Genomic DNA, 23353 nt, shown 5'->3' with positions numbered 1-23353 from the left:
TGCCATCACGGAATTTTCGGACATCATCACCAGTCCATAACCGACGTAACAAACCCCCGCCAAGACGCGACCAACAAGTCAACCTGGCGCGGCGGGGAGGTTTTTGTTTTGAAGATCAGCGTCTTCGGACTCGGTTATGTGGGAAGCGTTTCCGCCGCTTGCCTGGCCGCTGCGGGTCACCAGGTGGTCGGGGTGGACGTCAATCCGCTGAAAACGAGCCTCGTCAACGCGGGCAAGGCGCCGGTGGTGGAGGAACGGATCGGCGAGTTGACCGCGCAGGTGGTGGCGAGCGGATCACTGTGGGCTACCGACGACGTGACCGCAGCGGTCACCGGAACGGACGTCTCGCTCGTCTGCGTGGGCACCCCGTCCGCCCCCAACGGGAGCCTCTCGACCACCTACCTCGAGCGTGTCAGCGAGCAGATCGGCGAGGCGCTGGCCGAGCACACCGGCAAGCACACCGTTGTGTTCCGCAGCACCATGCTGCCGGGAACCTGCCTCGACCTGCTGGTTCCGTTGCTGGAGAAGACCTCCGGCGGCACCGCCGGGGTGGATTTCGGCGTCGCCGTGAACCCGGAGTTCCTGCGCGAGGGCAGCAGCGTGCGCGACTTCTTCGAGCCGCCGAAGACGGTCATCGGCGAGTTGGACACCGGCAGCGGCGACGTGGTCGCCGCACTGTACGAGGGGTTGCCGGGGCAGGTCTTTCGCGTGCCGATCCCGGTCGCCGAGATGACCAAGTACGCCGACAACGCCTTCCACGGGCTCAAGATCGGTTTCGCCAACGAGTTGGGTTCGGTGTGCAGGGCGCTGGGGCTGGATTCGCACCGGGTGATGGATGTCTTCCTCGCCGACCGCAAGCTCAACATCAGTCCCGCCTACCTGCGGCCCGGTTTCGCCTTCGGCGGCTCGTGCCTGCCGAAGGACCTGCGCGGGCTGGTCCACGCGGCGCGCCGAGCCGACGTCTCCGTGCCGATCCTCGCCCACGTGTTGCCCTCCAACGAGGAGCACCTTCGCCGCGCGTTCGACCTGGTCGCGCACACGGGCAAACGCAGGGTCGGACTGTTCGGGCTCTCGTTCAAACCCGGAACCGACGATCTGCGGGAGAGCCCGCTGGTCGAGCTCGCGGAACGGCTCCTCGGCAAGGGCTACGACCTGCGGATCTACGACTCGAACGTGAGCATGTCGCGGCTACTCGGGGCCAACAGGGAGTACATCGACAGCAGGCTGCCCCATCTCGGCCAGCTGCTGGCCGGCTCCCCGAGGGAAGTGGCCGAACATGCCGAGGTGCTACTCGTCGGGTCGACCGACCCGACGGTGTTGGCTGCACTGCCGCACGGTGGCCCGACCGTGCTGATCGACCTCGTCCGAGTGCCGGACGCGGAGCAACGCAGAGGCGAGGAAGGATACGTCGGCCTTGCCTGGTAGAGCGCTGATCCTGGTCGAGAACCTCTCGGTCCCGTTCGACCGCAGGGTGTGGCAGGAATGCACCACGCTGCGTGACGCGGGCTGGGAGGTCCACGTCATCTGTCCACAAGGGAGCAAAAGGGACAGTGAGCGCGAAGCCAGGGTCGAAGGCGTGCACATTCACCGCTACCCGCTGCGCGCCGCGAAGGGCGGACCCGCGGGTTACCTGACCGAGTACGCGAGCGCGTTGTGGCACACGCTGCGCCTCGCGTCGCGGCTCGGGCGGTTCGACGTGGTGCATGCGTGTAACCCACCGGATTTGTTGTTCCTGGCCGCGTTGCCGCTGAAGCTGCGCGGCGCCCGCTTCGTGTTCGACCAGCACGACCTGGTGCCCGAGCTGTACCTGTCCCGGTTCGACCGGGGAAGGGACTGGCTCTACCGTGCGGTGTGCGCGTTGGAGCGAGCGACCTACGCCGTCGCCGACGTCGTACTCGCGACGAACAACAGCTACCGCGATGTCGCGCTGCGCAGGGGTCGCAAGAGCGAAAGCGATGTCTTCGTGGTGCGCAGCGCGCCCGCGGTCGAGCGGTTCCGGCAGGTACCGGCCGAGCCCGCGCTGAAGAACGGCAAGCCGCACCTGCTGTGCTACCTGGGGGTGATGGGCCCGCAGGACGGCGTCGACTACGCGCTGCGTGCGCTCGCGCTGCTGCGCGACGAACTCGGCAGAACCGACTGGCATGCCGTCTTCGTCGGCTCGGGAGACATGTTCGAGGACATGGTGCGCCTTTCGGCGCGGCTCGGCCTTGTTGACCAGGTCGAGTTCACCGGGCGCATCTCCGACGCCGACCTCGTCCGCTACCTGTCGACCGCGGACGTCTGCCTCTCCCCTGACCCGCTGAACCCGCTCAACGACGTCTCCACCATGAACAAGATCATGGAATACCTCGCGATGCGCCGCCCGATCGTCTCCTTCGACCTGCGGGAGGCGCGGGTCTCCGCGGGCGAGGCAGCCGTGTACGCCGCGGCCAACGACGAGTTGGAGTTCGCCAAGCTGATCGCGCGCCTGCTCGACGACCCCGAGGAGCGGGCCCGGATGGGTGAGATCGGCGCTGCCAGGGTGGCCGGGCCGCTCTCCTGGGAGCACTCCGCACGGGCGTTGCTCGCCGCCTACGACCACGCCGAGAGGAGGACGGGTCGTTGAGCGAGGACTTCTTGCGCCTTTCGGTGGTGGGGCGGATTCTGCGAGGGCGCTGGCGGCTGCTCGTGGTACTCGCCGTGCTGGGTGCCCTCGTCGGTGCCGCCGCCTCCCTGGTGTTCTCCCCCGGCTATCGAACCTCCAGCAACGTGCTGTTGCAGGGCCCGCGAGAGAACGCCGAACTGCTGACGGAGGCTCAGATCGCGACGAGTTCGGTGGTGCTCGAGCGTGCGGCGACGGCACTGGACTGGGGTGTCGCGGGCGCCGAACTGGCCGACGACGTCACCGCCGAGGTCGTGGACGGCAACGTGATCGAGATCAGCGGCACGGCGAACACCCCGCAGCGCGCGAGGGAACTGGCCGACATCGTTGCCGAGCAGTACGTCACGTTCTCGGCGCAGCTGGTGAGCAGTTCGGCGGACGCGTCGGCACAGGTGATGCGGGAGCGAAGGGAGGCGCTTCGGCAGCAGGTCGCGATGACCAACGAACGGATCACCGAGCTGCATTCCGCGATGACGTCCGACGTCACGGTGGAAAGTGTGCAGGCACGCACCGAGCTGGAGGGCCTGCGCACCGCCCTGGCGCAGGCGATGAACGAGCTGAACCAGGCCGAGGCGGCCACCGGCAGGGCGAATTTGGTGGTGATGGGGCCCGCCGTACTGCCCGCGAGTCCAGCTCCGCCCACGCTGGTGCAGCTGACCGCAGGTGGCGCGGTGCTGTTCTTCCTGCTCGGCTTGTTCGGGCACCTCGCGGCGGCCAGGGCCGACCGCAGGCTGGACTCCGAACCCGAGATCGCGGCCGCGCTCGGCGCTCCCGTCGTGGCCAGTGTGGACGTTCCCGACCAGCGGGAGGCGGCTGGCACCCGGCGATACGGTCGGCTGCTGCGTGGCCTGCTCGGCACGAAACGGCCATGGGCACCGCCTCCGCCCGTGCGCCCGCGCGGCGGCGAGCAGGACGGGGTTTATCGCAGGGCGCTGGCCCGGCTTCGGGGTGGGTCCAACTCGCCGGAGCATCTGCTGGCCGTCGCCGCCGACGACGACCCCCGCGCACGCGCCGCCGCGGGGCGGCTGGTGACAGCGGCGGCACAGCCACAAGGCAGGCGTACCGCCGTGGGACTGGTCGAGGTGTCGGCCACCCGACCTGCCGTGCCAGGCATGGCGGAGCGTGCTGGCCGCGCCCGCGTCGTCGTCGTTGTCAGCGCGGGCACCAGGACGGCATGGGAGCTGGTCGGCATCGCCTCCGCCTGCGCCGAAGCCGGGTTGGACGTGGCGGGGGTCGTCGTAGCACACAGCGCCGTTTTCCCGGGCAGGCAGCCGAAACCCGGACCGCCGCGCGACGCGGGCGTCGCGGTGGGCGACGAAGCGATGGCGGGTTCCTCATGACGGGCCCCGCTTCGCAGCCGCAGCCGCTGCTGGACCTTTCCCGGCTGCTGGCGACCGTCAGAAGGCGGCGACGGCTCTGGCTTTCCTTCGGGCTGGCGGGGCTGGTCATGGGCGCGCTGCTCGCCGTGCTCGTGCCAACGCCGCCGACCGCGGTCGCCCGGTTGTTGATCGTGCACGAGAACGACCAGCCCACCGACGGCGGCAGCCTCATGCGTACCGACATCGCACTGCTGGAAACCACGAAGATCGCCGCTGCCACGCTGCGGTCGCTGCGGCTGAACGAGTCTCCCGAGGAGTTCCTCAAGACCTACGAGGGCACGGGTGTGACGAGCAACGTGCTCGAGCTGAAGGTCGAGGCTGCGACCGACGCCGACGCGATCGCCAGGGCACAAGCGCTGGCCGACACCTTCATCGCCGATCACAAGAGCCGCATCCAGACCGCGGCGGGAGCGCAGGCCCGAGCCTTCGACGAGCAGCGTGACCGCGCGGAGCAGGAACTCGCGCGGATCGACGCCGCCATCGCTGGTAAGCCTGCCGACACCGGCGGGCAGACAGCCGCGGAGCTGGAGACGCTGTACGGCCGCCGCGCGGAGTTGGCCTCACAGATCTCGGAGCTGGCCCGGCAGGCCGAGGAAGCCGCGGTCGGCGCCCCCGAGGTGGTCGCGGGGACGCAGATCGTGGACGCGCCACGTATCGTGCCGAACTCCCTGCTGCTCGGCGCGGCCACGAACTCCGCGGTCGGCCTGGTGTTGGGGCTTGCGGTGGGATTGTCGGTGGCCGCCGTGTCGGGCGTGGTGCGCGACCGGCCGGTGTTGCGGCGCGACATCTCCACCGCAATCGGCGCGCCCGTGATCGCGCAGCTGCGGGCGAGCGGCTCGAGGCTGTGGCGGCGAAAGCGCGCCGAGCGGGAGCGAGATCGGATCGCGGCGGTGCTGGCGCGGCTGGTCGGCACCGAACGGTCGGCCGTGGCGCTGCTCGAACTCGGCTGCGCGAAGACCGCGGAGGCGCTGGCGAGGAGTGCCTCGGCGAAGCTCGCCGAGGGCGGGCCCGTGCTCGGCGTCGGCTCGGTGAGCCCTGCGACGGAGTGGACCGACCTGCCGCGACTGGGTGAACGGGCGGTGCTCGTCGTCCGCGCCGGGCATGCCCCAGCGGCATGGCTGCACACCGTGGCTCGCCAGCTCGCCGACCTGGGGATCACCGTGCTCGGGGTGGTGCTGGTCGACCCCGACCCCGCGGACCACACCGACGGCACGTTGTGGGACGGCCTGCACTCCGCGCTTCGTGCGGCCGGGCGCGGGCCGTCGTGGCCACGAAACGGCGAGCTGCCGACACTGCGATTGGCGCCGGTTTCGGTCAACGGCAAGGGATTCCGGCGAGGTGAGCTGCCAGGGCGGCCGCCGCGCGAGAGCAACCCGGACCCCCACGAAACGCAAGGTTGAGGGCAAGCGCATGTGCGGCATCGCGGGCACCTACCACTGGCCGGACGGCGGACCGCTGACCGACCGGCTCACCAAGAGCCTCGCTCACCGGGGCCCTGACGGGTCGGGCCGGTACAGCCACCCGGCGGGCACCGCCGACGTCCACCTCGGCCACCGCAGGCTCGCGATCATCGACCCCTCCGACGCGGGAGCCCAGCCGATGGTGCGTGACGGACTCGCGCTGACCTACAACGGTGAGCTGTACAACGCGCCCGAACTGCGCGCGGAACTGCGGTCGGCGGGTGCGCGCTTCGCGGGCGGCTCCGACACCGAGGTGGTGCTGCAGGCGTGGCGGCGCTGGGGCACCGACTGCCTGTCCCGGTTTCGCGGAATGTTCGCGTTCGCGGTGTTCGACGAACGCCGAGGGGAGCTGGTGCTGGCACGCGACCAGTTCGGTATCAAGCCGCTGTTCTTCACCCGCCGCGGCGGCGGGCTGGCGTTCGCCTCCGAGTTGAAGGCGCTCGCGGGCGAGCTCGGCTCCTCGCTTCGGGTGGACAAGGCAGCGCTCGTGGCGTCGCTGCTGTACTACTGGGTGCCGGACAGCCGCTGCGCCTTCGAGGGTGTGGAGAAGCTGCCGCCAGGAACGTGGCTGCGGTGCAGGCAGGACGGGAGCACCGAGCGCGGCCGGTTCTACTCGATCCGTGAGGTCGCGCAGCGGGCACGGGAACGCTCCACATCGGAGCTGGCGGCCGTTGTCGAGGAGTCGACACGCAGGCACCTGCTGTCGGACGTGCCCGTCGCGACATTCCTTTCCGGAGGGTTGGACTCCAGCTACCTGACCGCTGTCGCCGCGCGGCACCAACCCGGCATCTCCGCCTACACCATCGGTTTCCGGCAGCAGGACGCGAAGTTCGAGGCGATGCCGGACGACCTGAACTACGCCAGGAAGGTGGCTCGGCGGTTCGGTGTGCGGCTGCACGAGATCGAGATCGCACCCCAGGTGAGGGAACTGCTGCCTCGCATGGCGGGGTACCTGGACGAACCGATCGGCGACCCCGCGGCGATCAACACGTTCCTGATCTGCACGGCCGCACGCGAGGCAGGGGTGAAGGTACTGCTTTCGGGAATGGGCGCCGACGAGTTGTTCGCCGGTTACCGCAAGCACGTCGCGAACCTGCTCGCGCTGCGCTACCAGCGGATACCCCGGCCGTTGCGGGCCGGGGTTGAGGCGGCCGTGGCTCACCTTCCGGTGGCGACGTCGCGGCGGGGACTGCGCAGCGTTCGCTTCGCCAAACGGTTCCTCTCGTTCGCGACGCTGCCGGAGGAGGCCGCGTTTCGGCGCAGCTACACGATGTACGACCGCGGCGAGCTGCTGGATCTGCTCGACCCCGACCTCGCGCCGCTGGTCGACGACGTGCTGACCGAGCACGCCGACACCTACCACGACAACGCGCTGGGCGACTTCGTCAACCGCATGTGCCTGGCCGACGCTCGACTGTTCCTTCCGGGGCTGAACCTGGCCTACACCGACAGGGCGAGCATGGCGGCCTCCACCGAGGTGCGTGTGCCGTTCGTGGACGTGGACGTGGTCGAGGCCGCGTTCGGTGTCCCCGGCCGCCGCAAGATCGTCGGCAGGCAGGGCAAGGTCGCGCTGAAGCAGGCGGCGGCCGGTGTGCTGCCGTCGGAGGTGGTGCACCGACCGAAGGGGCTGTTCAGCGCGCCACTTCGGGCGTGGATGAGCCGTGACCTCGCGCCGATGGTCCGCGAGGTCGTGGAGGACGGCGAACTGGTGCGCTCGGGCTTTCTGCGGCGAGCGCCGCTGCGCAGGCTCGTCGAGGAGGACCGCGGCGGCAGGCAGGACTACTCGAAGCACCTCTGGCACATCCTGACCCTTGAACACTGGTACCGAGGGGTCGCGGGTGGGCGGCACGGTTAGCCGCGCACACCCGACCGGGAAGGCGAACAGCCGCGTGAAACACCTCGTGCAGAACTACAAGAGCGGCGAGCTGGCACTGCTCGACGTGTCGCCTCCCGCCTGCAAGGCGGGTGGCGTCCTCGTGCGGACCCTGTACTCGTTGATCTCGACGGGCACCGAGTTGATGAAGGTCTCCGAGGCAGGCATGTCGCTGCTGGGCAAGGCACGCGCGCGGCCGGATCAGGTGGCCAAGGTGGCGGCCAGCGTCACCACCAACGGGCTCGCGGCGACCTACCGCAAAGTCACCAACCGGCTCGACTCCTACACCCCGCTCGGCTACTCGCTGTGCGGTGAAGTGGTGGAGGTCGGCGCGGGTGTGGACGACGTCGTGGTCGGCGACCTGGTGGCGTGCGCGGGAAACGAGCACGCGCTGCATTCGGAGCTGAACTGGGTGCCGCGCAACCTCTACGTCCGGGTGCCGTCGGAGGTGGAACCGAGCCACGCCGCGTTCGCCACTGTCGGCGCGATCGCGATGCAGGGGGTTCGAAGGGGTGAGCCGCGGCTGGGCGATGTGGCGCTGGTGATCGGCCTCGGCCTGATCGGCCAATTGGTGGCGCAACTGCTCACCGCGTCGGGGGTCCGTGTCGTGGGCGTCGACCCCGATCCCGTTCGTTGCGAGCTGGCCGAGGCACTCGGCGCCGTGATGTGCGCGGCGCCGGAGTCGCAGCTGGTCGATGCCGCCGTCGCCGAGCTCACCGACGGGCACGGCGTCGACCAGGTGTACCTGGCGGCGGGTGGGGGCAGCAACCAACCCGTCGAACTGGCGGCGCGGCTGAGCCGTGACCGCGGCACCGTGGTCGACATCGGCAAGTGCAGGCTCGACCTGCCGTGGAACGCCTACTACGAGAAGGAACTCGACGTCCGCTTCTCCCGCTCCTACGGGCCCGGCCGCTACGACCCCGAGTACGAACTCGAGGGCCGCGACTACCCGATCGGCTACGTGCGCTGGACCGAGCGAAGGAACCTCTCCTGCTTCGTCGATCTGCTCGCGCGGGGCAGCGTCGACGTCGGTTCGCTGGTGTCGCACGTCGCCGAGTTCGCCGACGCGGTGGATACCTACCGACGGCTGTCGGAAGGCGAGCTGAAGGCCGTCGCCGTGTTGTTCCGCTACCCGACACCGACCTACCCGGCATCGGCAACCGGCAACACCGCCGCTTTCGTCTCGACGGCCTCACTTCCCCGCCACGGCCACGCCAAGCTGCTGTCCGAGAAGGACCTGCGCGGAAAGGGCCTGCACGGAAAGGGCCTGCACGGAAAGGGCCTGCACGGAAAGGGCCTGCACGGAAAGGGCCTGCACGGAAAGGACACTGTGCGGGTCGCCTTCATAGGTGCGGGCAACTACGCCTGCTCCATGCTGCTGCCACACCTGCGCGACCGGCAGGACGTCCGGCTGAGCACGGTGGCTACCACAACGGCGCTCTCGGCGGCCAACGCCGAGCGGAAGTTCGGCTTCGAGGCGTCGTCCACCGACGTCGCCGACGTGCTCACCGACCCGGATGTGGACGCGGTGTTCGTGGTGACGAGGCACAGCTCGCACGCGGAGTTGGTCGGCCGCGCGCTGCGCGCGGGTAAGGCGGTGTTCGTGGAGAAACCGCTCGCGCTGAGTGAGGACGAGCTGCGCGGGGTGCTGGCCGCCGTCGAGGAATCCGGCAACGACCGGCTGCAGGTCGGCTTCAACCGCAGGTTCGCGCCGCTGCTGCGCAAGGCCAAGGGCCGGTTCGGCCGCAGGGTCGGACCCGCCACCGTGCGCTACCTGGTCAACGCTGGGCGGCTGGAGCAAGGCAGCTGGTACTCCCGGCAGCACACCGAGGGTTCCCGCTTCGCCGGTGAGGGTGGCCACTTCATCGACACCGTGAGCTGGCTGCTGGACGCGGACCCGATCTCGGTGTACGCATGCGCGGACCAGGGCAACACCGGCCTGCAGGTGCTGCTGCGCTATCCGGACGGCTCCACGGCTGCCATCACCTACGCCACCGGTGGAGCGGCCAGTTTCCCCAAGGAAACGCTGGACGTGGTGGCCGACGGCAAGGTGTTGCGGCTGGACGACTTCGCGAGCGCGCAGCTGTACGCGCGGCGCCGCTCGACCAGCCCTCGCCTGCCGAAGGGACGTGACAAGGGGCAACGGGCACAACTGGACGCGTTCCTCGACGCGGTTCGCACCGGCGCTGCGATGCCGATCCCGCTTGCCTCGCTGGTCTCCACCACGCTGGCGACGCTCGCCGTGAATTCCAGTCTCACCAGCGCTGGGCCGGTCGGTATCGAGGTGCCGCGATGACGACACCGGGCTGGTACCTCCGGCGGCTTTCCCGCATGGGCCCACTCGAGATCGCGGGCAGGGTCGCAGCCGAAACCCGCAAGCGAAGGTGGCGGCGTGGTGGCCACGGTCAGGTCAACGCGATGCCAGGGCGGCGGTTCAGCGCGGGACTCGACACCGGTGCCGTGGCGGCGGTGCAGGCCGATGCCCGCGCCCGGTTGCTGGCCACCGCTGAGCGACTGCTCGACGGCTACGGCGAGTTCTTCGGGGTGAGCAGGACCGACCTCCTCGCCCCGGACTGGGCGTACGACCCGAGAACCGGCACGACGGCACCGAACGACGCCTACGCCTTCGATATCGCCTACCGTGACGAGAAGGTCGTCGGCGACATCAAGCAACTGTGGGAGCTGTCCAGGCACCAGCACCTCACCGTGTTGGCGGCCGCCTATGCGGTCAGCGGCGACGACAGATACGCGCAACGGGTTGCCGACCACTTGAAGTCGTGGTGGGCGGCCAACCCGCCGCTGCGCGGGGTGCACTGGGTGAGCGGTATCGAACTCGGCATCCGGCTGCTGTCGTGGGTGTGGGTGCGCAGGCTGCTCGACGGCTGGCCGGGTGCCAAGGGCCTGTTCGAGGACAACCCCGAGGCGCTGCACCAGGTCTGGTGGCACCAGCGCTGGCTGGTGGCGCTGCCCAGCAGAGGATCGTCGGCCAACAACCACGCGGTCGCGGAGCAGGCCGGGCTACTGGCCTCGGCGTGCGCGTTCGACTGGTTCGCCGAGTCGACGCGCTGGGGTCAGCGGGCGATGGCCGCGCTTGACGAGCGGCTTCGGCGCAACACCTTCGGCAGCGGGCTCAACGCCGAACTCGCCACCGAGTACCACGGTCTGGTGCTGGAGCTGGGCCTGGCGGGCGTGCTCGAGGCCGATGCGGCGGGGCTGGAGGTGCCGGACTCCTCGTGGCTGGTGTTGAACAGGATGACCGACGCACTCGCGGCGGTCGTGGACACCGGGTTGCGTCCCCCCAGGCAGGGTGACGCCGATGACGGCTACGGGCTGCTCCTCGACGGGGCAGGCACGCAGCGGTGGGCGGCGCTGCTGCGCACCGGTGGGGCGCTGTTCGGCCGCTTGGACTGGTGGCCCGAAACCCCGGGCGGGGACCTGTTGACGCCGCTGCTGACCTCGCTGGCCCGCGCGCCGCGAGCGGCCGTACGGCGACCGGCGAGACGTCGCTGGCACTTCGCGGACGCCGGACTGACCCTGCTGCGTACCTCCGATCACGAGCCCGGCACAGGCGGTGAGATCTGGTGTCGCTGTGACGGGGGCCCGCACGGCTTCGGCTCGATCGCGGCGCACGCGCACGCCGACGCGCTGTCCATCGAGGTCCGCCACGACGGCGTGGACGTGCTCGCCGATCCCGGCACCTACTGCTACCACCGCGAGCCCGCGTGGCGCGCCTACTTCAGGTCCACGCTTGCCCACAACACCATGGAACTGGCCGGTCGCGACCAGTCGGTTTCCGGCGGTCCGTTCCTGTGGACAAGGCACGCCAGAACCCGGGTCATCGCCGCGGGCCCGTTGGCGTGGTCCGCCGAGCACGACGGCTACGCGCACGGCAGGGACGCGGCGATCCACCGGCGAAGCGTCGAGTTGGACCCGCGGCGGCGGGAACTGAAGGTGGTCGACGAGGTGCGCGGTGCCGTACCGCGCCCGTGCAGGTTGGCATACCACCTGGGTCCCACGGTGACGGCCACCGTCGCGGGCAATACGGCACGGCTGCGGTGGAGCGTCGAAGGGCACGGGCGGGCCGCCGTGCTGCTGTTGCCGCCCGAGCTGACCTGGACGGCCCACCGGGGTGAGACGCAACCGCCGCTGGGCTGGTACTCGCCCGGGTTCGGCCGCCGCCAACCTTGCCAAACCCTGCTGGGCACGGGGCTCGCGGGCGAGTCGGCACTGACCACCGTGCTGCGGCTGCCCAGCTGACCGAGGAGAGGTCACCGGCATCATGGACGTTCCAGAAGCCAGAAACCCGTGGCGTGGCCTGGCGCTGCTCGCGGTGCTGCCGGTGCTGGCGCTGGTGGCGTGCACGCCCTCCGACGAATCCGGCACCGGGCCACCTGACGGTTCGCGGCCACTGGCCGCGGTGTGCGGCGGGACAGCGGAGGGGCCGAGTCAGGCGCCGGAAGGCGCGGTGCCCGTCGATCCGGCCGTGCCGGGAGATCTGCGGGCGAAAACGAACCGGCACGGCCCAGCGACGACGTTCTGGCTCGCGCCGGGGACCCACCGACTCGGAAAGGCGCAGTACGACCAGGTGATTCCGAAGCGGGGCAACACCTACGTCGGCGCGCCCGGCTCCGTGCTGGACGGGCAGCGGGCGAACCGGTACGCCTTCACCGGCAACGCAGCGGACGTGCGCGTCCAGCACCTCACCGTGCGGGGCTTCGTCGCGCCTGTCAACGAGGGCGTGGTCAACCACGACTCCGCCGACGGCTGGGTGATCGAACACAACACCATCGAAGGCAACGCGGGTGCGGCGCTGATGGCGGGTGCGCGACAGCAGGTCCGGGGCAACTGCCTGCGCGACAACGGCCAGTACGGCATGAACGCCTACAAGGCCGACGGCACCATCACCGGCCTCGTCGTCGAGGGCAACGAGATCGTCGGCAACAACACCGCCGACTGGGAGCGCAGGATTCCCGAGTGCGGTTGCAGCGGAGGCGTGAAGTTCTGGGAGGTCAACGGCGCCGACATCCGAGGCAACTGGGTGCACGACAACCGCGGCCCTGCCCTGTGGGCCGATACCAACAACAACGACTTCCTCATCGAGGGCAACCTCATCGAGGACAACGACAGCGCCGCCATCTTCTACGAGACCAGCTACAACGCCGTGATCAGGAAGAACCTGCTGCGCCGCAACAACTGGGTGGAGGGCAGGAAGTTCGCCGACGGCGGCGACAGCTTCCCCGCCGCGACCGTCTACGTGTCGGAGTCCGGTGGCGAGCCAAGGGTTCCCGCTCGCACGGACAAGATCGAGATCTACGACAACGTGCTGGAGAACAATTGGTCGGGGATAACGCTGTGGGAGAACGCCGACCGGTTCTGCAACAGTCCGGCCAACACCTCCTCCGGCAGTTGCACGCTGCTCGTGCCGCGGCAGGACAGATGTTCCCCGCCAGCCATCGAGTCACCGCCGTTGCTCGACGACTGCCGATGGAAGACCCAGCGGGTCGACATCCACCACAACACCTTCTCGCTGGACACCAGCGTCGTCGGCTGCGAGGCACTGTGCGGGCGGATGGCGGTGCTGTCGAACTACGGGACCTACCCGGACTGGTCGCCTTACCAGGGCGAGGTGATACAGCAGGCGATCACCTTCGAGCAGCGCAACCGCTGGCACGACAACACCTACGTCGGGCCGTGGACGTTCATGGCCTTCGACACCGACCGGGTGCTCGACCAGCCACAGTGGCAGGTCGGCCCCTATCGGCAGGACCGGGGCAGCACCTTCTCGCGCGCGGCGGGTGGCTGAGATGAGCCTGCCCCAGCTGAGTTCACCGTCGGCGGCGGTGCCCGAACAGCAGGCGCCGCCATACCTCGGCGCGGTGTGGGCGCTACTGATCGTCAACACGCTCGGCTCCGCGGGTGCGGAAACGCTCATCCCGATACCGCGTCTGGTGATCCAGGTGGTGACGATGGGCGCGCTCGTCGCGGCGTTCGCGCTCGCCCTGCTGCTCAACCCGAGGGTGCGGCTGCGGCCAAGCGTCTTCCTGCTTTCACTGAGTCTGCTGGTGGTGCTGAGCGTGGTGTCCAGCGTCGACCTGGGTTCCGGAGTCGGCGCGCTGCTTCGCTGCGTGCGGTTCGCCGTGTTCGTGGCGACGCTGTGGCTGCTGACGCCATGGTGGGATTCCACGCTGACGTTCGTCAGGCACCACATCAGGGCGGCCGCCGCCGTGCTGCTCTCGGTGCTGCTGGGGTTGCTCGTCGCGCCGGGACTCGCACTGCCGGACTACTACGGAGGCAGGCTCGTCGGCGCGCTGTGGCCGCTCACAGCGCCGCAGGTCGGCCAGTACGCGGCTGTCGTCATCGGGCTCACCATGGTGCTGTGGCTCGGCCGCCGCTGCGACTGGCGAAGTGCCGTGGTGCTGCTGTTGCCCGCGGTCGCCGCTCTGCTGCTGAGCCACACCCGTACGGCCACCCTCGGGCTGGTGGCCGGGCTGGCTGTCGCCGTGCTGTCGCTGACGTTCACCAGCGCGCGGGCAAGGCGGATGTTCGGCTGGGCGATGCTGGTCGTCGGGCTGGTGACGGTAGCTGCGGGCCCCGCGGTGCAGGCGTGGTTTCTGCGTGGGCAAAGCGAGGAGGACCTGGCCAACCTCACCGGCAGGGCAAAGGTGTGGGACGCGCTGCTCGCCCTTCCCCGCTCCACAGGTGAGCGACTGCTGGGTGTCGGGCTGACGGACAAGTCCTTCGACGGGCTGCCCATCGACAGCGCCTGGCTCGCCGTCTATCACGAGCAGGGATTCGTGGGTGTCGCCATCGTGTGCGTGTTGCTGGCCGCGCTCGTGGTCGCCGCCGCGCTGCGGCCTCCCTCCATCGAGCGGGCGTGCGCGATGTTCCTCATCGGCTACTGCCTGGTGGCTTCCTACACCGAGGCGGGTCTCGGCGACGCCTCCACCTACCTGTTGCACCTGGCCGTAGCCGCTTCGCTGCTCACCTCGGGCAGGCAAGCGGCATGAGGGTTCTGGTCGTGCACAACCGGTACCGCGGCGAGCAGCCCAGCGGCGAGAACCGGGTGGTGGACAGGGAGACTGCCCTGCTCGCGGACGCAGGACACGACGTGGAACTGTTCGAGCGGCGCAGTGACGACATCGCGACCATGTCGCCACTGGCCAAGGCGGCGGTACCGCTGCGGGTGCCGTGGAATCCGGCCGTGCGGGTGGAACTCGCCGCCCGGATACGGGCGTGGCGGCCCGATGTCGTGCATGTCCACAACACCTTCCCGTTGCTGTCGCCCTCGGTGCTGGCCGCGTGCGCCGACGAGCGTGTACCTGCCGTGGCTACCCTGCACAACTACACGCTGGTGTGCCCGCCGGGGACCCTGTACCGCGACGGGCGGGTGTGTACCGACTGTGTCGGCCGCGCGCCACTGCCCTCGCTGCTGCACGGCTGCTACCGGGGGTCGCGGCCTGCCACCCTGCCGGTCGCGGCGAGCGTGCTCGCCAACCGCGGTCGCTGGCGGTCGCAGGTTTCGCGGCTGCTGTGCATCTCGCACGCCCAGCGTGAACTGCTGGTTCGTGCGGGCCTGCCCGCGGGCCTGCTCACCGTCAAGCACAACTTCGTGCCCGACGTGGGTGCGCGGAGGCGGTTTCCCGGCGAGCACGTGCTGTATCTCGGGCGGCTGACCGAGGAGAAAGGCGTGCGCCTGCTCATGGCCGCTTGGGACCGGCTGGCCCGCGACGGCGGTTTGGGTGTCCCGCTCGTGCTGGCGGGGTCCGGCCCGATGGAGGTGGAGGTCGCTGCCTGGGCCCGCGGCCGCTCCGACGTGCGCTACCTCGGTCTGCGCGACGCCGAGGAGTGCCGTGAACTCGCGGCCGGCGCGGTGGCTGTCGCCGCTCCGTCCACTTGGTTGGAGGCGTTCGGGCTGGTGGTGGTGGAGGCCATGGCCGCGGGCGTGCCCGCTGTCGCCGCGGCGCACGGCGCGTTTCCCGAACTCGTCGACGACGGCGTGACCGGTCTGCTGCACCGGCCTGGCGACGCCGCCTCGCTGGGAGAGTCGCTACTGCGGATCACGCGGGACGGCGAACGCAATCGCGCCATGGGCTTGGCGGCGCGGCGGCGCTACGAACGCGACTTCTCCCCCGCCGCTGGACTGGCCCGGCTGGTGGCCGAGTACGAGTCGGTGTTGGACGAGGCGAGGCCGTGATGACACGCACCGCGCCGAGCCCGTCACTGTTGAGACAACCGTGGTTGATCATCGCGCCCGCCACGCTGGTCCTGGTGGTGCTGGGCTTCGGTTACTCCGGTGCGGGGACGGCGAGCGGAGTGGACGCGGCCGTTCAGGGCTGGCTGGAGCGGCCGGTGTTCGCGGTGTACCTGATCGCTCGAGTGATCGACTTCGGCGCGGAGCCGGTCGGTGCGTTGCTGGTGTTGGTGGCGCTGGGTTCGGCATGTCTGTTCTCGCACAGGCCGAGGCTGGCGGTGCTGGCTGTCGTGGGGCCTGCCTCGACCATCGCCGCGACAGCGTTGCTGAAGCCACTGGTCGACCGCACGATCAACGGCGGCCACCTGTCCTTCCCCAGTGGGCACACGGCGTTCGCCACCGCCGTCGGACTCGTCGCCGCGCTGCTGCTGACCAATGTGCTCGGGCTTGGCAGGGTGATCGGGGGATTCCTCGTACTGGCCATCGGGTCCGCGGCAGCACTCGCCATGGGCTGGGCACAGGTCGTGCTCGGCTCCCATTACCCGACCGACGCGGTCGGCGGCTGGTGCACCGCGTTGATCGTGGTGCCGACGGCGGGCTGGCTGCTCGAACTGTACTGGCGCGGTCGGGTCAGCGGTTAGTCTTTGTCCCGTGGCATGCCTCATCTGCGCGAAGCATCGCGATGCGGGCCCGCTGGTCGGACCCGTGGTGTGGATGAGCGACCTCGTTGTCGTGTCACACCGCCCGGTCGAGGAGAACGGAAGGGCGTTTCCCGGCTACCTGTTCGTGGAGTGTCGCCGGCATGTCCCCTCGCTCGACCTGCTGGAGCCCGAGGAAGTGGAGGCGATCGCGCGAGCCTCATGGGCGCTCGCGCGCGGCTTACGAAGCGAAGTCGACTGCGAGGCTGTCTATTCGGCCATCGTTGGCCGCACTGTCGCGCACTTCCATCAGCATGTGTTCGTGCGCCACCGCGGCACCCCGCGCCATATCGACTGGTTCGAAGGCCACCTGTGGCCCCACGGACCCCGTGCTTCGCGTTTCGAAATCGAGGAGCTGTGTACGCGATTGTGTGCGTACCTGCGCTGACACGATGTGCGACCGCTTCGGCGACAGCCAGCCGCCCGCAGAGCCATTCACTTTGGACCTTTCTTTTCACTCCATCGTGTTCGAACATACGTTCGATATCACGCTAGTATGGGTCTGTGACCAGGTGTTGTTCGGTACCGGAGGAAGCCCCCGCGCCCACGTCGCTGTCCGATGAGGAGCTGCTGGCGACGTTGCGGGACAGCGAGGTGGCGCGGCGACGGCTGTACGCGGCGCAACTGCGGACACTCGCCGAGATCGACGCGCGCGGACTCGCCCAGGCTCGCGGCTACGGCGGGGCGGGAGCGCTGGTGCGGGAGTTGTTCACGCTGAGCCCGGTTCGGGCGCGACGGCTGCTCGCACATGCTCGCGCGGTGGCCGACCAGGTGTCACCTTCCGGCGCACCCGTCAGTGCGCTGCTGCCCGAGACCGCCCGAGCGCTTGCGGACGGGCGACTTGGCGAGGATCAGGTCGAGGCCATCCACTCGGCGATGGCAACGCTGCCAACCACGGTGTCCGAGGACGACCGGGCCTGCGCCGAACGCATCCTGTGTGAGGCAGCGCTGTCCAGCGAACCCAGGATCGTGGCCCGACTCGGCCGTGAGATCCAGGCGCGGCTGTATCCGGACGGGACCGCCCCGAGCGAACCGGAACTCGCGCAGCCAAAGCGCTGGCTGGTGCTGCGCCAGCACACCAGTGGTGAGCTGAGTGGGTCATTCTCACTGGACGCGGAGACGGCGTCACTGTTCACTACGTTGCTGTCTCCGTTGACCGCCCCGAGTTCGGACGAGCGGGGCCCTCTCGGGCGTACCCGCCAGCAGCGGCAGGGCGACGCGTTCGCCGAGATACTGCGGCTGGCGGCTCACTCCCCGAGGACGCCACACGAAGCCGGAGAGCCCGTCACGCTGCTGGTCAGTACCCGGCTGACCGACCTGCGTAACTCCACCGGCCACGGACTCGTGGACGGCCATCTCGAGCTGCCCGCATCGCAGATCCGCCGACTGGCCTGTGACGCCAAGGCGGCACCGGTCGTTCTGGGCAGTCGCGGCGAGATCCTCGACATCGGCCGAGCCAGCCGCACCGTGCCCCGGCACCTGCGTCGAGCACTCATCCACCGCGACGGCGGCTGCACCTTCCCCGGGTGCGACCGCAAGGCGAAGTGGTGCCACGCGCACCACGTCCGGTCTTGGGCCGACGGTGGGCCAACCGCGCTCGACAACCTGGCACTGCTGTGCGGCAACCATCACCGACTCGTTCACCACACCGAATGGGAAGTACGAATGATCAACGGCCGCCCGTGGTTTATCCCGCCTGCCCACCACGACCCCGACCGGGAACCCCTGCGCAACACCCTGCACACCCACCGCGTACGTGGACTGGGAACCACCGCCGACGAAACACGGAGACCGCGATGTGCCTAGCGACTGAACACCGGCCTCACCGGCCGTCCGCCGAGCCACGGGCCTGGGTCACCCGCGTCGAGTGCCTTGCGATACACCACGCAGGCCTCGGCCACCACGTCCACGGTGTGGTCGATATCGGCGTGCGTGAACGCGCTGCTGACCACAAAGGACGGACCGATTACCCCGCCTGTCAGAAGTTGCCGCAGGAAGAGAGTGCGGTACTGCTGCGAGGGCCGCAGTTGCTCATCCAGCGTGGCGAAGACGAGATTGCTCGGCCTGCCGCGCACCACGACATGGTCGCCGACCCCGGCCTCGGCAGCGACCTGCCGCACGCCGTCGGCCAGCCGCTGCCCGAGCGCGTGCAGCCTGGCCGTGATCGCCTCCTCCACGTAGGTCTGCTGCACGGCCATCGCGGCCGCGAGCGAGTGGGTCTCGGCGCCATGGGTCGTGGAGAGCAGGAACACCCGCTCACCGCGACCACGGAGGCCACCCTGCTCCATCAGTTCACGTTTGCCCGCCAACGCCGAGACCGCGAAACCGTTCCCAAGGGCCTTGCCGAAAGTGGAGAGGTCGGGTACCACCCCGTAGAGGCTCTGGGCGCCGGCTTCGGACCAGCGAAAACCAGTGATCATCTCGTCGAAGATGAGCACGCAGCCGTACCGATCGGCCAGCGAGCGCAAGCCGGCGAGGTACCCGGGCGGCGGTTCCCGCTGTGTCGCGGGCTCCAAGATCAAGCAAGCGATGCGGCCCTCGTGCGCAGAAAGCAACTCCTCGGTGGCCGGAAGATCCCCGTACGGGAAGGAAACCGTGAGCTCACTGACCGCTTTGGGAACGCCTGAGCAAAGCACGGTGCTGCCGATGAACCAGTCGTCGGTGGAGAAGAACGGGTGGTCGCGGCAGATCGCCACGAGGGGGCGTCCCGTCGCCGCACGAGCGAGTCGCACGGCGGCCGTCGTGACGTCGGAGCCGTTCTTGGCGAACTTGACCATGTCAGCGGTCGGCACGGTCGAAAGGAAGCGTTCCGCGGCCCGTACTTCGATGATGCTGGGCCGTACGAAGTTGCTGCCGCGGTCCAGTTCCCGGCGTACGGCCTCGGTGACCCCCGGGTGGGCATGACCCAGGCTCACCGACCGCAGACCAGAGCCGTACTCGAGGTAGCGATTGCCGTCCACGTCCCACACCTGCGCGCCCCTCCCGTGTGAGATGACGGGCGCCATCGCCTCGGGGTACTGGTCGTCACCCTTGGCGTAGGTGTGGGCGCCTCCGGGGATCAGGGCGTGCAACCGCTCGTTGGCCAGAGCGGAGCGCGACAGCTCCACAGTGCTCACCCCCGGCTTTCCAGAAAATCGGCCAGACCGGGTGCTCGACGGTCGCGCTCGGACATCGAGGTCACCGGCAGCGGCCAGGTGATGCCCAATGCAGGATCGTCGAAAGCGATGGTGACGTCCTCGGTCGGGTCGTGCTCACGATCGATCCGGTAAGACACGTCGGCGGGCTCGGTGAGCGCCTGGAACCCGTGCGCACAGCCCGCCGGCACGTACAGCGTCACCTGGGTGTCGCCGGACAACTCGAAGGAGGTGACATTGCGATAGGTGGGCGAGTCGACGCGGAGATCCACAACCACGTCGAAGACCGCGCCGAAGGAGCAGCGCACGAGTTTCGCCTCGCCCGCACCCACCCGCAGGTGCATACCTCGCAGCACCCCTGCGTGTGAGCGGGAGAGACTGTCCTGGACGAAAGCATCCGGGTCGATGCCGACGGAGCGGGCGACGCCCGCGTCGAACGTGCGGGAGAAGAACCCGCGTTCGTCCGCATGGGGCGTGGGTTCGAACCGGTACGCACCCGCGATGTGGGGCACCGGGATGGCCTTCATCAGGCCCCCTTTCCTGCAGGGACGGGCGGCCTGGCCGGTGGTGCGGCAAGTACGGCCGCCGACAGTTCGGCGAACTGCGCTTCGATGCCCCGAGCGGCAGCGCGGTTGCGCTCCGCCAGGTCGGGCGCACGGTCGCTGGACACCAGTTCGGTGAACAGCGCGACGAGCCGGTCGCCGGTGACGTCGTACGCCGAAAGGCAGAAGGGTCCCAGACCCATACTCGCCATCAGGGCGTGGTTCTTGGCGGCGTAGCCGACAGAAATCGTGGGTTTACCGAGTCTCAGGGCACACACCACATTGTGGTAGCGGGTGGCGACCACCGAATCGACGGTCGCCATCTCCCGCTGCAATTCGTCCATTGTAGACACCTTGGGCGCGCTGACGGCTGGTGATCCCACCTCGGCGACGATCTTCGCGGCTACTGCGTCGTCGACATGGTCCCCGACGAACAACCGCACCGTGCGACCGCTCGCGACGAGCCAGCGGATGAAACCGACGAGCGCGCCCACATAGGCCGCGTGTAGTTCGTCGGCGCGGTGCCGATCGCCGTCGCCGCCGCGGAAGTCCATCACCCCTACCCCGACGGCGCCGGTAGGACCGGACGTGGGTTCCGGTGTCGGCAGCGCGAACGCAAGATCGGGAAAGACGCCGTCGGCGGACGTGTCGACGCCCATCGCGCGCATCGCGTCGCGAGAAAGTTCGTCGCGGTAGGAGCGGTACCGGGCCAGCCTGGCCGCCAGCGCGAGCACCCGACGACTGGCGGCGCCACCCACCACGTCGGCACCGACGCCGACCAACGCCACCGTGGTGCCGAAGACGCGTCCCGCGACACACAACAGCAGCAACGAGTACGGAAACCCCCACGGCCGCAGCGGAAGTGTCGCTTCCAGCACCCCCATGCCCGGCACGATCACCACGTCGTGGCGGCGCACCCAGCGGGCGGTGCGGACGGCGTCGACCAGCTTGCCGACCGCCTTGCCCACGATCGCGCCGGCGGTGGAGGCGGTGCGGTACTCGCCGCCGTAGGCGTTCAACGGTGACGCCGCGACGCCGTAGCGCTGTTCGACGTAGGCGGGCCCACCGCACCTGCAGTCGACCGTGGCGTTCGGGTACCGCTCGCGCAGGAACGCGAGCACGGCCTCGAACGAAGCGTCGTTGCCCAGGTTCCCGGTACCGAGCAGGCCGAACACCCCCACCCGCATCGCCCGGTGCGCGCCGCGCCGCTTCACGACGTCCTCGGCTTCCTGCCTGCCACGATCGAGTCGACCCGGTGGGAAAGCGTTTCCAGCGGCGCGGCGCGCTCCTCGGCGAGTGAGGCACCGGTTCGCTGCCCGCGTGGAACGGCGCGGCTGGCGAACCATGCTGCGAGGGCTCGGTAACAACGCAGCCGCTGCGCCGGGGTGAGCGGCGCGCGCCGGATCGCCTTGTCGAAGCCGAGCACGTACTCGCCGAGCAGGCGGGCGGTGGGATGCCGCAGCCGGTCGGCCCTGCGCGGATCGAGGTTGGCGCACCTGCTGCGTTTGGTCGGATTGGCACGCTCGGCTCGGGTGGGGTGGTCCCTTCGGAAGTACAGCAGTTCCGGAACCTGGTGGAAGGGCCCGTGCAGCGCTATCTCGGCGACGATGGTGCGGTCGGCGTGGTGGTAGCTGTCGTGCGGGGTGACCCTGCGCAGCACGTCCGACCTGATCACGCCGTAGAAGTCGTCACCACCGGGCGCGAACAGCAGCGCCCTGAACCGCTCGGCGGGATCCGGCGAGTCGGTCGCCATGCGGTAGTCGAAGGTCTCGGTGACCGCGCCGGTGTCGTCGATGATCGCGTTCCACGCGTGTGCCAGCACGATGTCGCCTCGCTGGTCGAGCGCCTCGACACAGCGGCGCAGCAGATCCCTCGCGTAGAGGTCGTCGTGCGAGGCCCACTTGAACAGCTCGCCGCCTGCCTGCGCGAAGACGAGGTTGTGGTTGGGCGCCGCGCCAATGTTGTGTGGCAGTCGCAGGTATCGGATACGCCGGTCGCGTGCGGCGTAGTCGCGGCAGATCGCCTCCGTGCCGTCGGTGGAGGCGTTGTCGGAGATGATCAGTTCGTAGTCGGTGTAGGTCTGCCCGAGCAGCGCGTCGAGCGACTCGGCGAGGTACTCCTCGCCGTTGTAGACCGGCAGGCCGATGCTCAGCCGGGGAGTACTCATGGCGTCGCCATCCTTTCCGTGGACGCGTTCGAACAGCCGGATTCCCGCAGCGCCAGGTGCAGTTGCACCAACCACACCGCCGCACCGAGCACGTTCGCGGCGGCTACCCCCCATGCCGAGCCCAGCGCGCCGTTCAGGGCCGCGCCAACAAGGCCGCCCGTGACGTAGCAGGCCGACGCCACCAGTTGTGACGACATGCTCCGCTTGGCGGCGCCCAGCGCACGCAGGCCCGCTGCCGCGCCGGTGAAGAAGCTCGCGCCGACGACGCCGAGCGTGGCGGGCAGGATCAGTGCAGAGGCCGGTCCCCACACCGACCCGAGCAGAAACTCACCTACCGGGTCAGGAAGCAGCAGCAGTAGGCCGAGCCCCCATGCCAGCGCCGCCGTGGCCTGGCTGCCGCCGATGAAGAGGCAGAACTGCCGCAGCCTGTGTGGGGAGCGCCTGCGTACCCTGGCCGCCTCCGCCACCGTGACCAGTGACAGTCCCATCAGCACCGCGAAGAACGGGCCGAGCAGCAGCTCCACGCCGCGCACCGCACCGACGTCGGCCAGTCCCGCGATGGCGCCGAGGCCGTACAACCGCAACTGCGAGCCACCGCTGTTGCTGACGTTCTCCACCAGGAACCGCGGCCCGAGGTCGCGCTGCTCACGCAGCCACGCGAGCGAGGAACTCACCCGTGGCCGCACCCCGCTCTGCAACCATCCGAAGGCCGCGGCCACCGCACCGGAGACACCCCAAGCCAGCAGGAACGCGGCCACGCTCTGGTGAGTGGCCGCGATCGCCATCGCAGGCACGAGCGCGGCCGCCCACACCAAGTCGTTGGCGACCGCCTTGCGACCGTGCCCCGAGGCGAAGAACGCGAATCGCCAACTGTCCTGTAGCAGCAACGCGGGCAGTACCACGCCGAGCGCTATGAAACCCCACCCGACGATGCCACCGATCGCCACGCCGATCAGGAGGCTCGCCGCACCGGCGATGGCGCCCACCGCCAGCGCCGTTCCGGCCGCCCTCCCCACCGCGCCCGACCACGACCGGGCATCGACCCCGCTGAAGCGCACCATGAGCGGATCGGTACCGAGGCCACGCGAAACGTTGATGAGCAGGCCGTAGGTGACCCACGCGAGGCTGAACGCGCCGAACGCCGTCACGCCGAGCGTGCGGGCGACGAACGCGCCGACGGCGAAGTTGGTCAGGCTCGAGACGGCCTGGTCGGCCAGTCCCCAACTCAGCCGCCCCGCCATCTCTCGCATCGCCACCCGAGCCGCCAT

General features: G+C 69.5%; 18 protein-coding genes. 13 read left to right on the top strand and 5 right to left on the bottom strand.

Annotated features, from left to right (window positions below; genetic code table 11):
* Positions 1 to 108 precede the first annotated feature (108 nt).
* The 13 genes from SACMADRAFT_RS02980 to SACMADRAFT_RS02920 all read left to right on the top strand — a co-directional run bounded on the left by SACMADRAFT_RS02980 (position 109) and on the right by SACMADRAFT_RS02920 (position 18048).
* Positions 109 to 1425 carry a nucleotide sugar dehydrogenase gene (locus tag SACMADRAFT_RS02980; RefSeq protein ID WP_009152299.1) on the top strand — a complete coding sequence of 439 codons (1317 nt, stop codon included), beginning with the start codon at positions 109 to 111 and terminating at the stop codon, positions 1423 to 1425.
* Positions 1415 to 2605: a glycosyltransferase family 4 protein gene (locus SACMADRAFT_RS02975; RefSeq protein ID WP_009152298.1), complete on the top strand. Its 1191-nt coding sequence runs from the start codon at positions 1415 to 1417 to the stop codon at positions 2603 to 2605. The genes SACMADRAFT_RS02980 and SACMADRAFT_RS02975 overlap by 11 nt, the downstream gene beginning before the upstream one ends.
* Complete coding sequence (locus tag SACMADRAFT_RS02970) at positions 2602 to 3981, top strand: GumC domain-containing protein (protein ID WP_009152297.1); 1380 nt, start codon at positions 2602 to 2604, stop codon at positions 3979 to 3981. Before SACMADRAFT_RS02975 ends, SACMADRAFT_RS02970 begins: the two co-directional genes overlap by 4 nt.
* Complete coding sequence (locus SACMADRAFT_RS02965) at positions 3978 to 5420, top strand: Wzz/FepE/Etk N-terminal domain-containing protein (protein WP_009152296.1); 1443 nt, start codon at positions 3978 to 3980, stop codon at positions 5418 to 5420. The genes SACMADRAFT_RS02970 and SACMADRAFT_RS02965 overlap by 4 nt, the downstream gene beginning before the upstream one ends.
* Positions 5421 to 5430: 10 nt before the next feature.
* A complete protein-coding gene (asnB, locus tag SACMADRAFT_RS02960) occupies positions 5431 to 7335 on the top strand; it encodes an asparagine synthase (glutamine-hydrolyzing) (RefSeq protein ID WP_009152295.1) in 1905 nt (634 codons plus the stop codon).
* Positions 7336 to 7369: 34 nt separating this feature from the next.
* Positions 7370 to 9649, top strand: coding sequence for a bi-domain-containing oxidoreductase (locus tag SACMADRAFT_RS30735; protein WP_040926056.1), 2280 nt, complete (start codon positions 7370 to 7372; stop codon positions 9647 to 9649).
* Positions 9646 to 11610: a heparinase II/III family protein gene (locus tag SACMADRAFT_RS02950; protein ID WP_009152293.1), complete on the top strand. Its 1965-nt coding sequence runs from the start codon at positions 9646 to 9648 to the stop codon at positions 11608 to 11610. The genes SACMADRAFT_RS30735 and SACMADRAFT_RS02950 overlap by 4 nt, the downstream gene beginning before the upstream one ends.
* Before the next feature lie 22 nt (positions 11611 to 11632).
* Entirely contained in the window at positions 11633 to 13156 is a 1524-nt protein-coding gene (locus SACMADRAFT_RS02945; RefSeq protein ID WP_009152292.1) for a right-handed parallel beta-helix repeat-containing protein, read from the top strand.
* A 1-nt stretch (position 13157) separates the two neighbouring features.
* A complete protein-coding gene (locus tag SACMADRAFT_RS02940; protein ID WP_009152291.1) occupies positions 13158 to 14360 on the top strand; it encodes a membrane protein in 1203 nt (400 codons plus the stop codon).
* Entirely contained in the window at positions 14357 to 15547 is a 1191-nt protein-coding gene (locus tag SACMADRAFT_RS02935) for a glycosyltransferase (RefSeq protein WP_009152290.1), read from the top strand. Before SACMADRAFT_RS02940 ends, SACMADRAFT_RS02935 begins: the two co-directional genes overlap by 4 nt.
* On the top strand, positions 15547 to 16185 hold the full coding sequence (locus SACMADRAFT_RS02930) for a phosphatase PAP2 family protein (protein ID WP_009152289.1): 639 nt from the start codon (positions 15547 to 15549) through the stop codon (positions 16183 to 16185). The genes SACMADRAFT_RS02935 and SACMADRAFT_RS02930 overlap by 1 nt, the downstream gene beginning before the upstream one ends.
* 73 nt (positions 16186 to 16258) lie before the next feature.
* Complete coding sequence (locus tag SACMADRAFT_RS02925; protein ID WP_040925522.1) at positions 16259 to 16630, top strand: HIT family protein; 372 nt, start codon at positions 16259 to 16261, stop codon at positions 16628 to 16630.
* 116 nt (positions 16631 to 16746) lie between these two features.
* Positions 16747 to 18048 (top strand): HNH endonuclease signature motif containing protein, encoded by a 1302-nt coding sequence (locus SACMADRAFT_RS02920; RefSeq protein WP_009152287.1) that lies wholly within the window; start codon positions 16747 to 16749, stop codon positions 18046 to 18048.
* Here SACMADRAFT_RS02920 and SACMADRAFT_RS02915 read toward each other — a convergent pair.
* Genes SACMADRAFT_RS02915 through SACMADRAFT_RS02895 form a run of 5 tightly spaced genes read right to left on the bottom strand, consistent with a single transcriptional unit; the run spans position 18045 to position 23353 of the window.
* Positions 18045 to 19358: a glutamate-1-semialdehyde 2,1-aminomutase gene (locus tag SACMADRAFT_RS02915; RefSeq protein ID WP_009152286.1), complete on the bottom strand. Its 1314-nt coding sequence runs from the start codon at positions 19356 to 19358 to the stop codon at positions 18045 to 18047. The two genes, SACMADRAFT_RS02920 and SACMADRAFT_RS02915, sit on opposite strands and share 4 nt — an antisense overlap.
* The gene (locus SACMADRAFT_RS02910; protein WP_009152285.1) at positions 19355 to 19903 is read right to left on the bottom strand and encodes a dTDP-4-dehydrorhamnose 3,5-epimerase family protein; all 549 of its coding nucleotides are present in this window, start codon (positions 19901 to 19903) and stop codon (positions 19355 to 19357) included. Before SACMADRAFT_RS02910 ends, SACMADRAFT_RS02915 begins: the two co-directional genes overlap by 4 nt.
* On the bottom strand, positions 19903 to 21132 hold the full coding sequence (locus SACMADRAFT_RS02905; RefSeq protein ID WP_009152284.1) for a polysaccharide pyruvyl transferase family protein: 1230 nt from the start codon (positions 21130 to 21132) through the stop codon (positions 19903 to 19905). The genes SACMADRAFT_RS02910 and SACMADRAFT_RS02905 overlap by 1 nt, the downstream gene beginning before the upstream one ends.
* Positions 21129 to 22085, bottom strand: a complete 957-nt coding sequence (locus tag SACMADRAFT_RS02900; RefSeq protein WP_009152283.1) for a glycosyltransferase family 2 protein — start codon at positions 22083 to 22085, stop codon at positions 21129 to 21131. Before SACMADRAFT_RS02900 ends, SACMADRAFT_RS02905 begins: the two co-directional genes overlap by 4 nt.
* Entirely contained in the window at positions 22082 to 23353 is a 1272-nt protein-coding gene (locus tag SACMADRAFT_RS02895; protein ID WP_009152282.1) for an MATE family efflux transporter, read from the bottom strand. The genes SACMADRAFT_RS02900 and SACMADRAFT_RS02895 overlap by 4 nt, the downstream gene beginning before the upstream one ends.

The organism is Saccharomonospora marina XMU15, from assembly GCF_000244955.1.
Classification (GTDB): Bacteria; Actinomycetota; Actinomycetes; order Mycobacteriales; family Pseudonocardiaceae; genus Saccharomonospora_A; species Saccharomonospora_A marina.
Note: the sequence above shows the minus strand (reverse complement) of the source record. Positions and strands in the feature narration are given on the sequence as shown.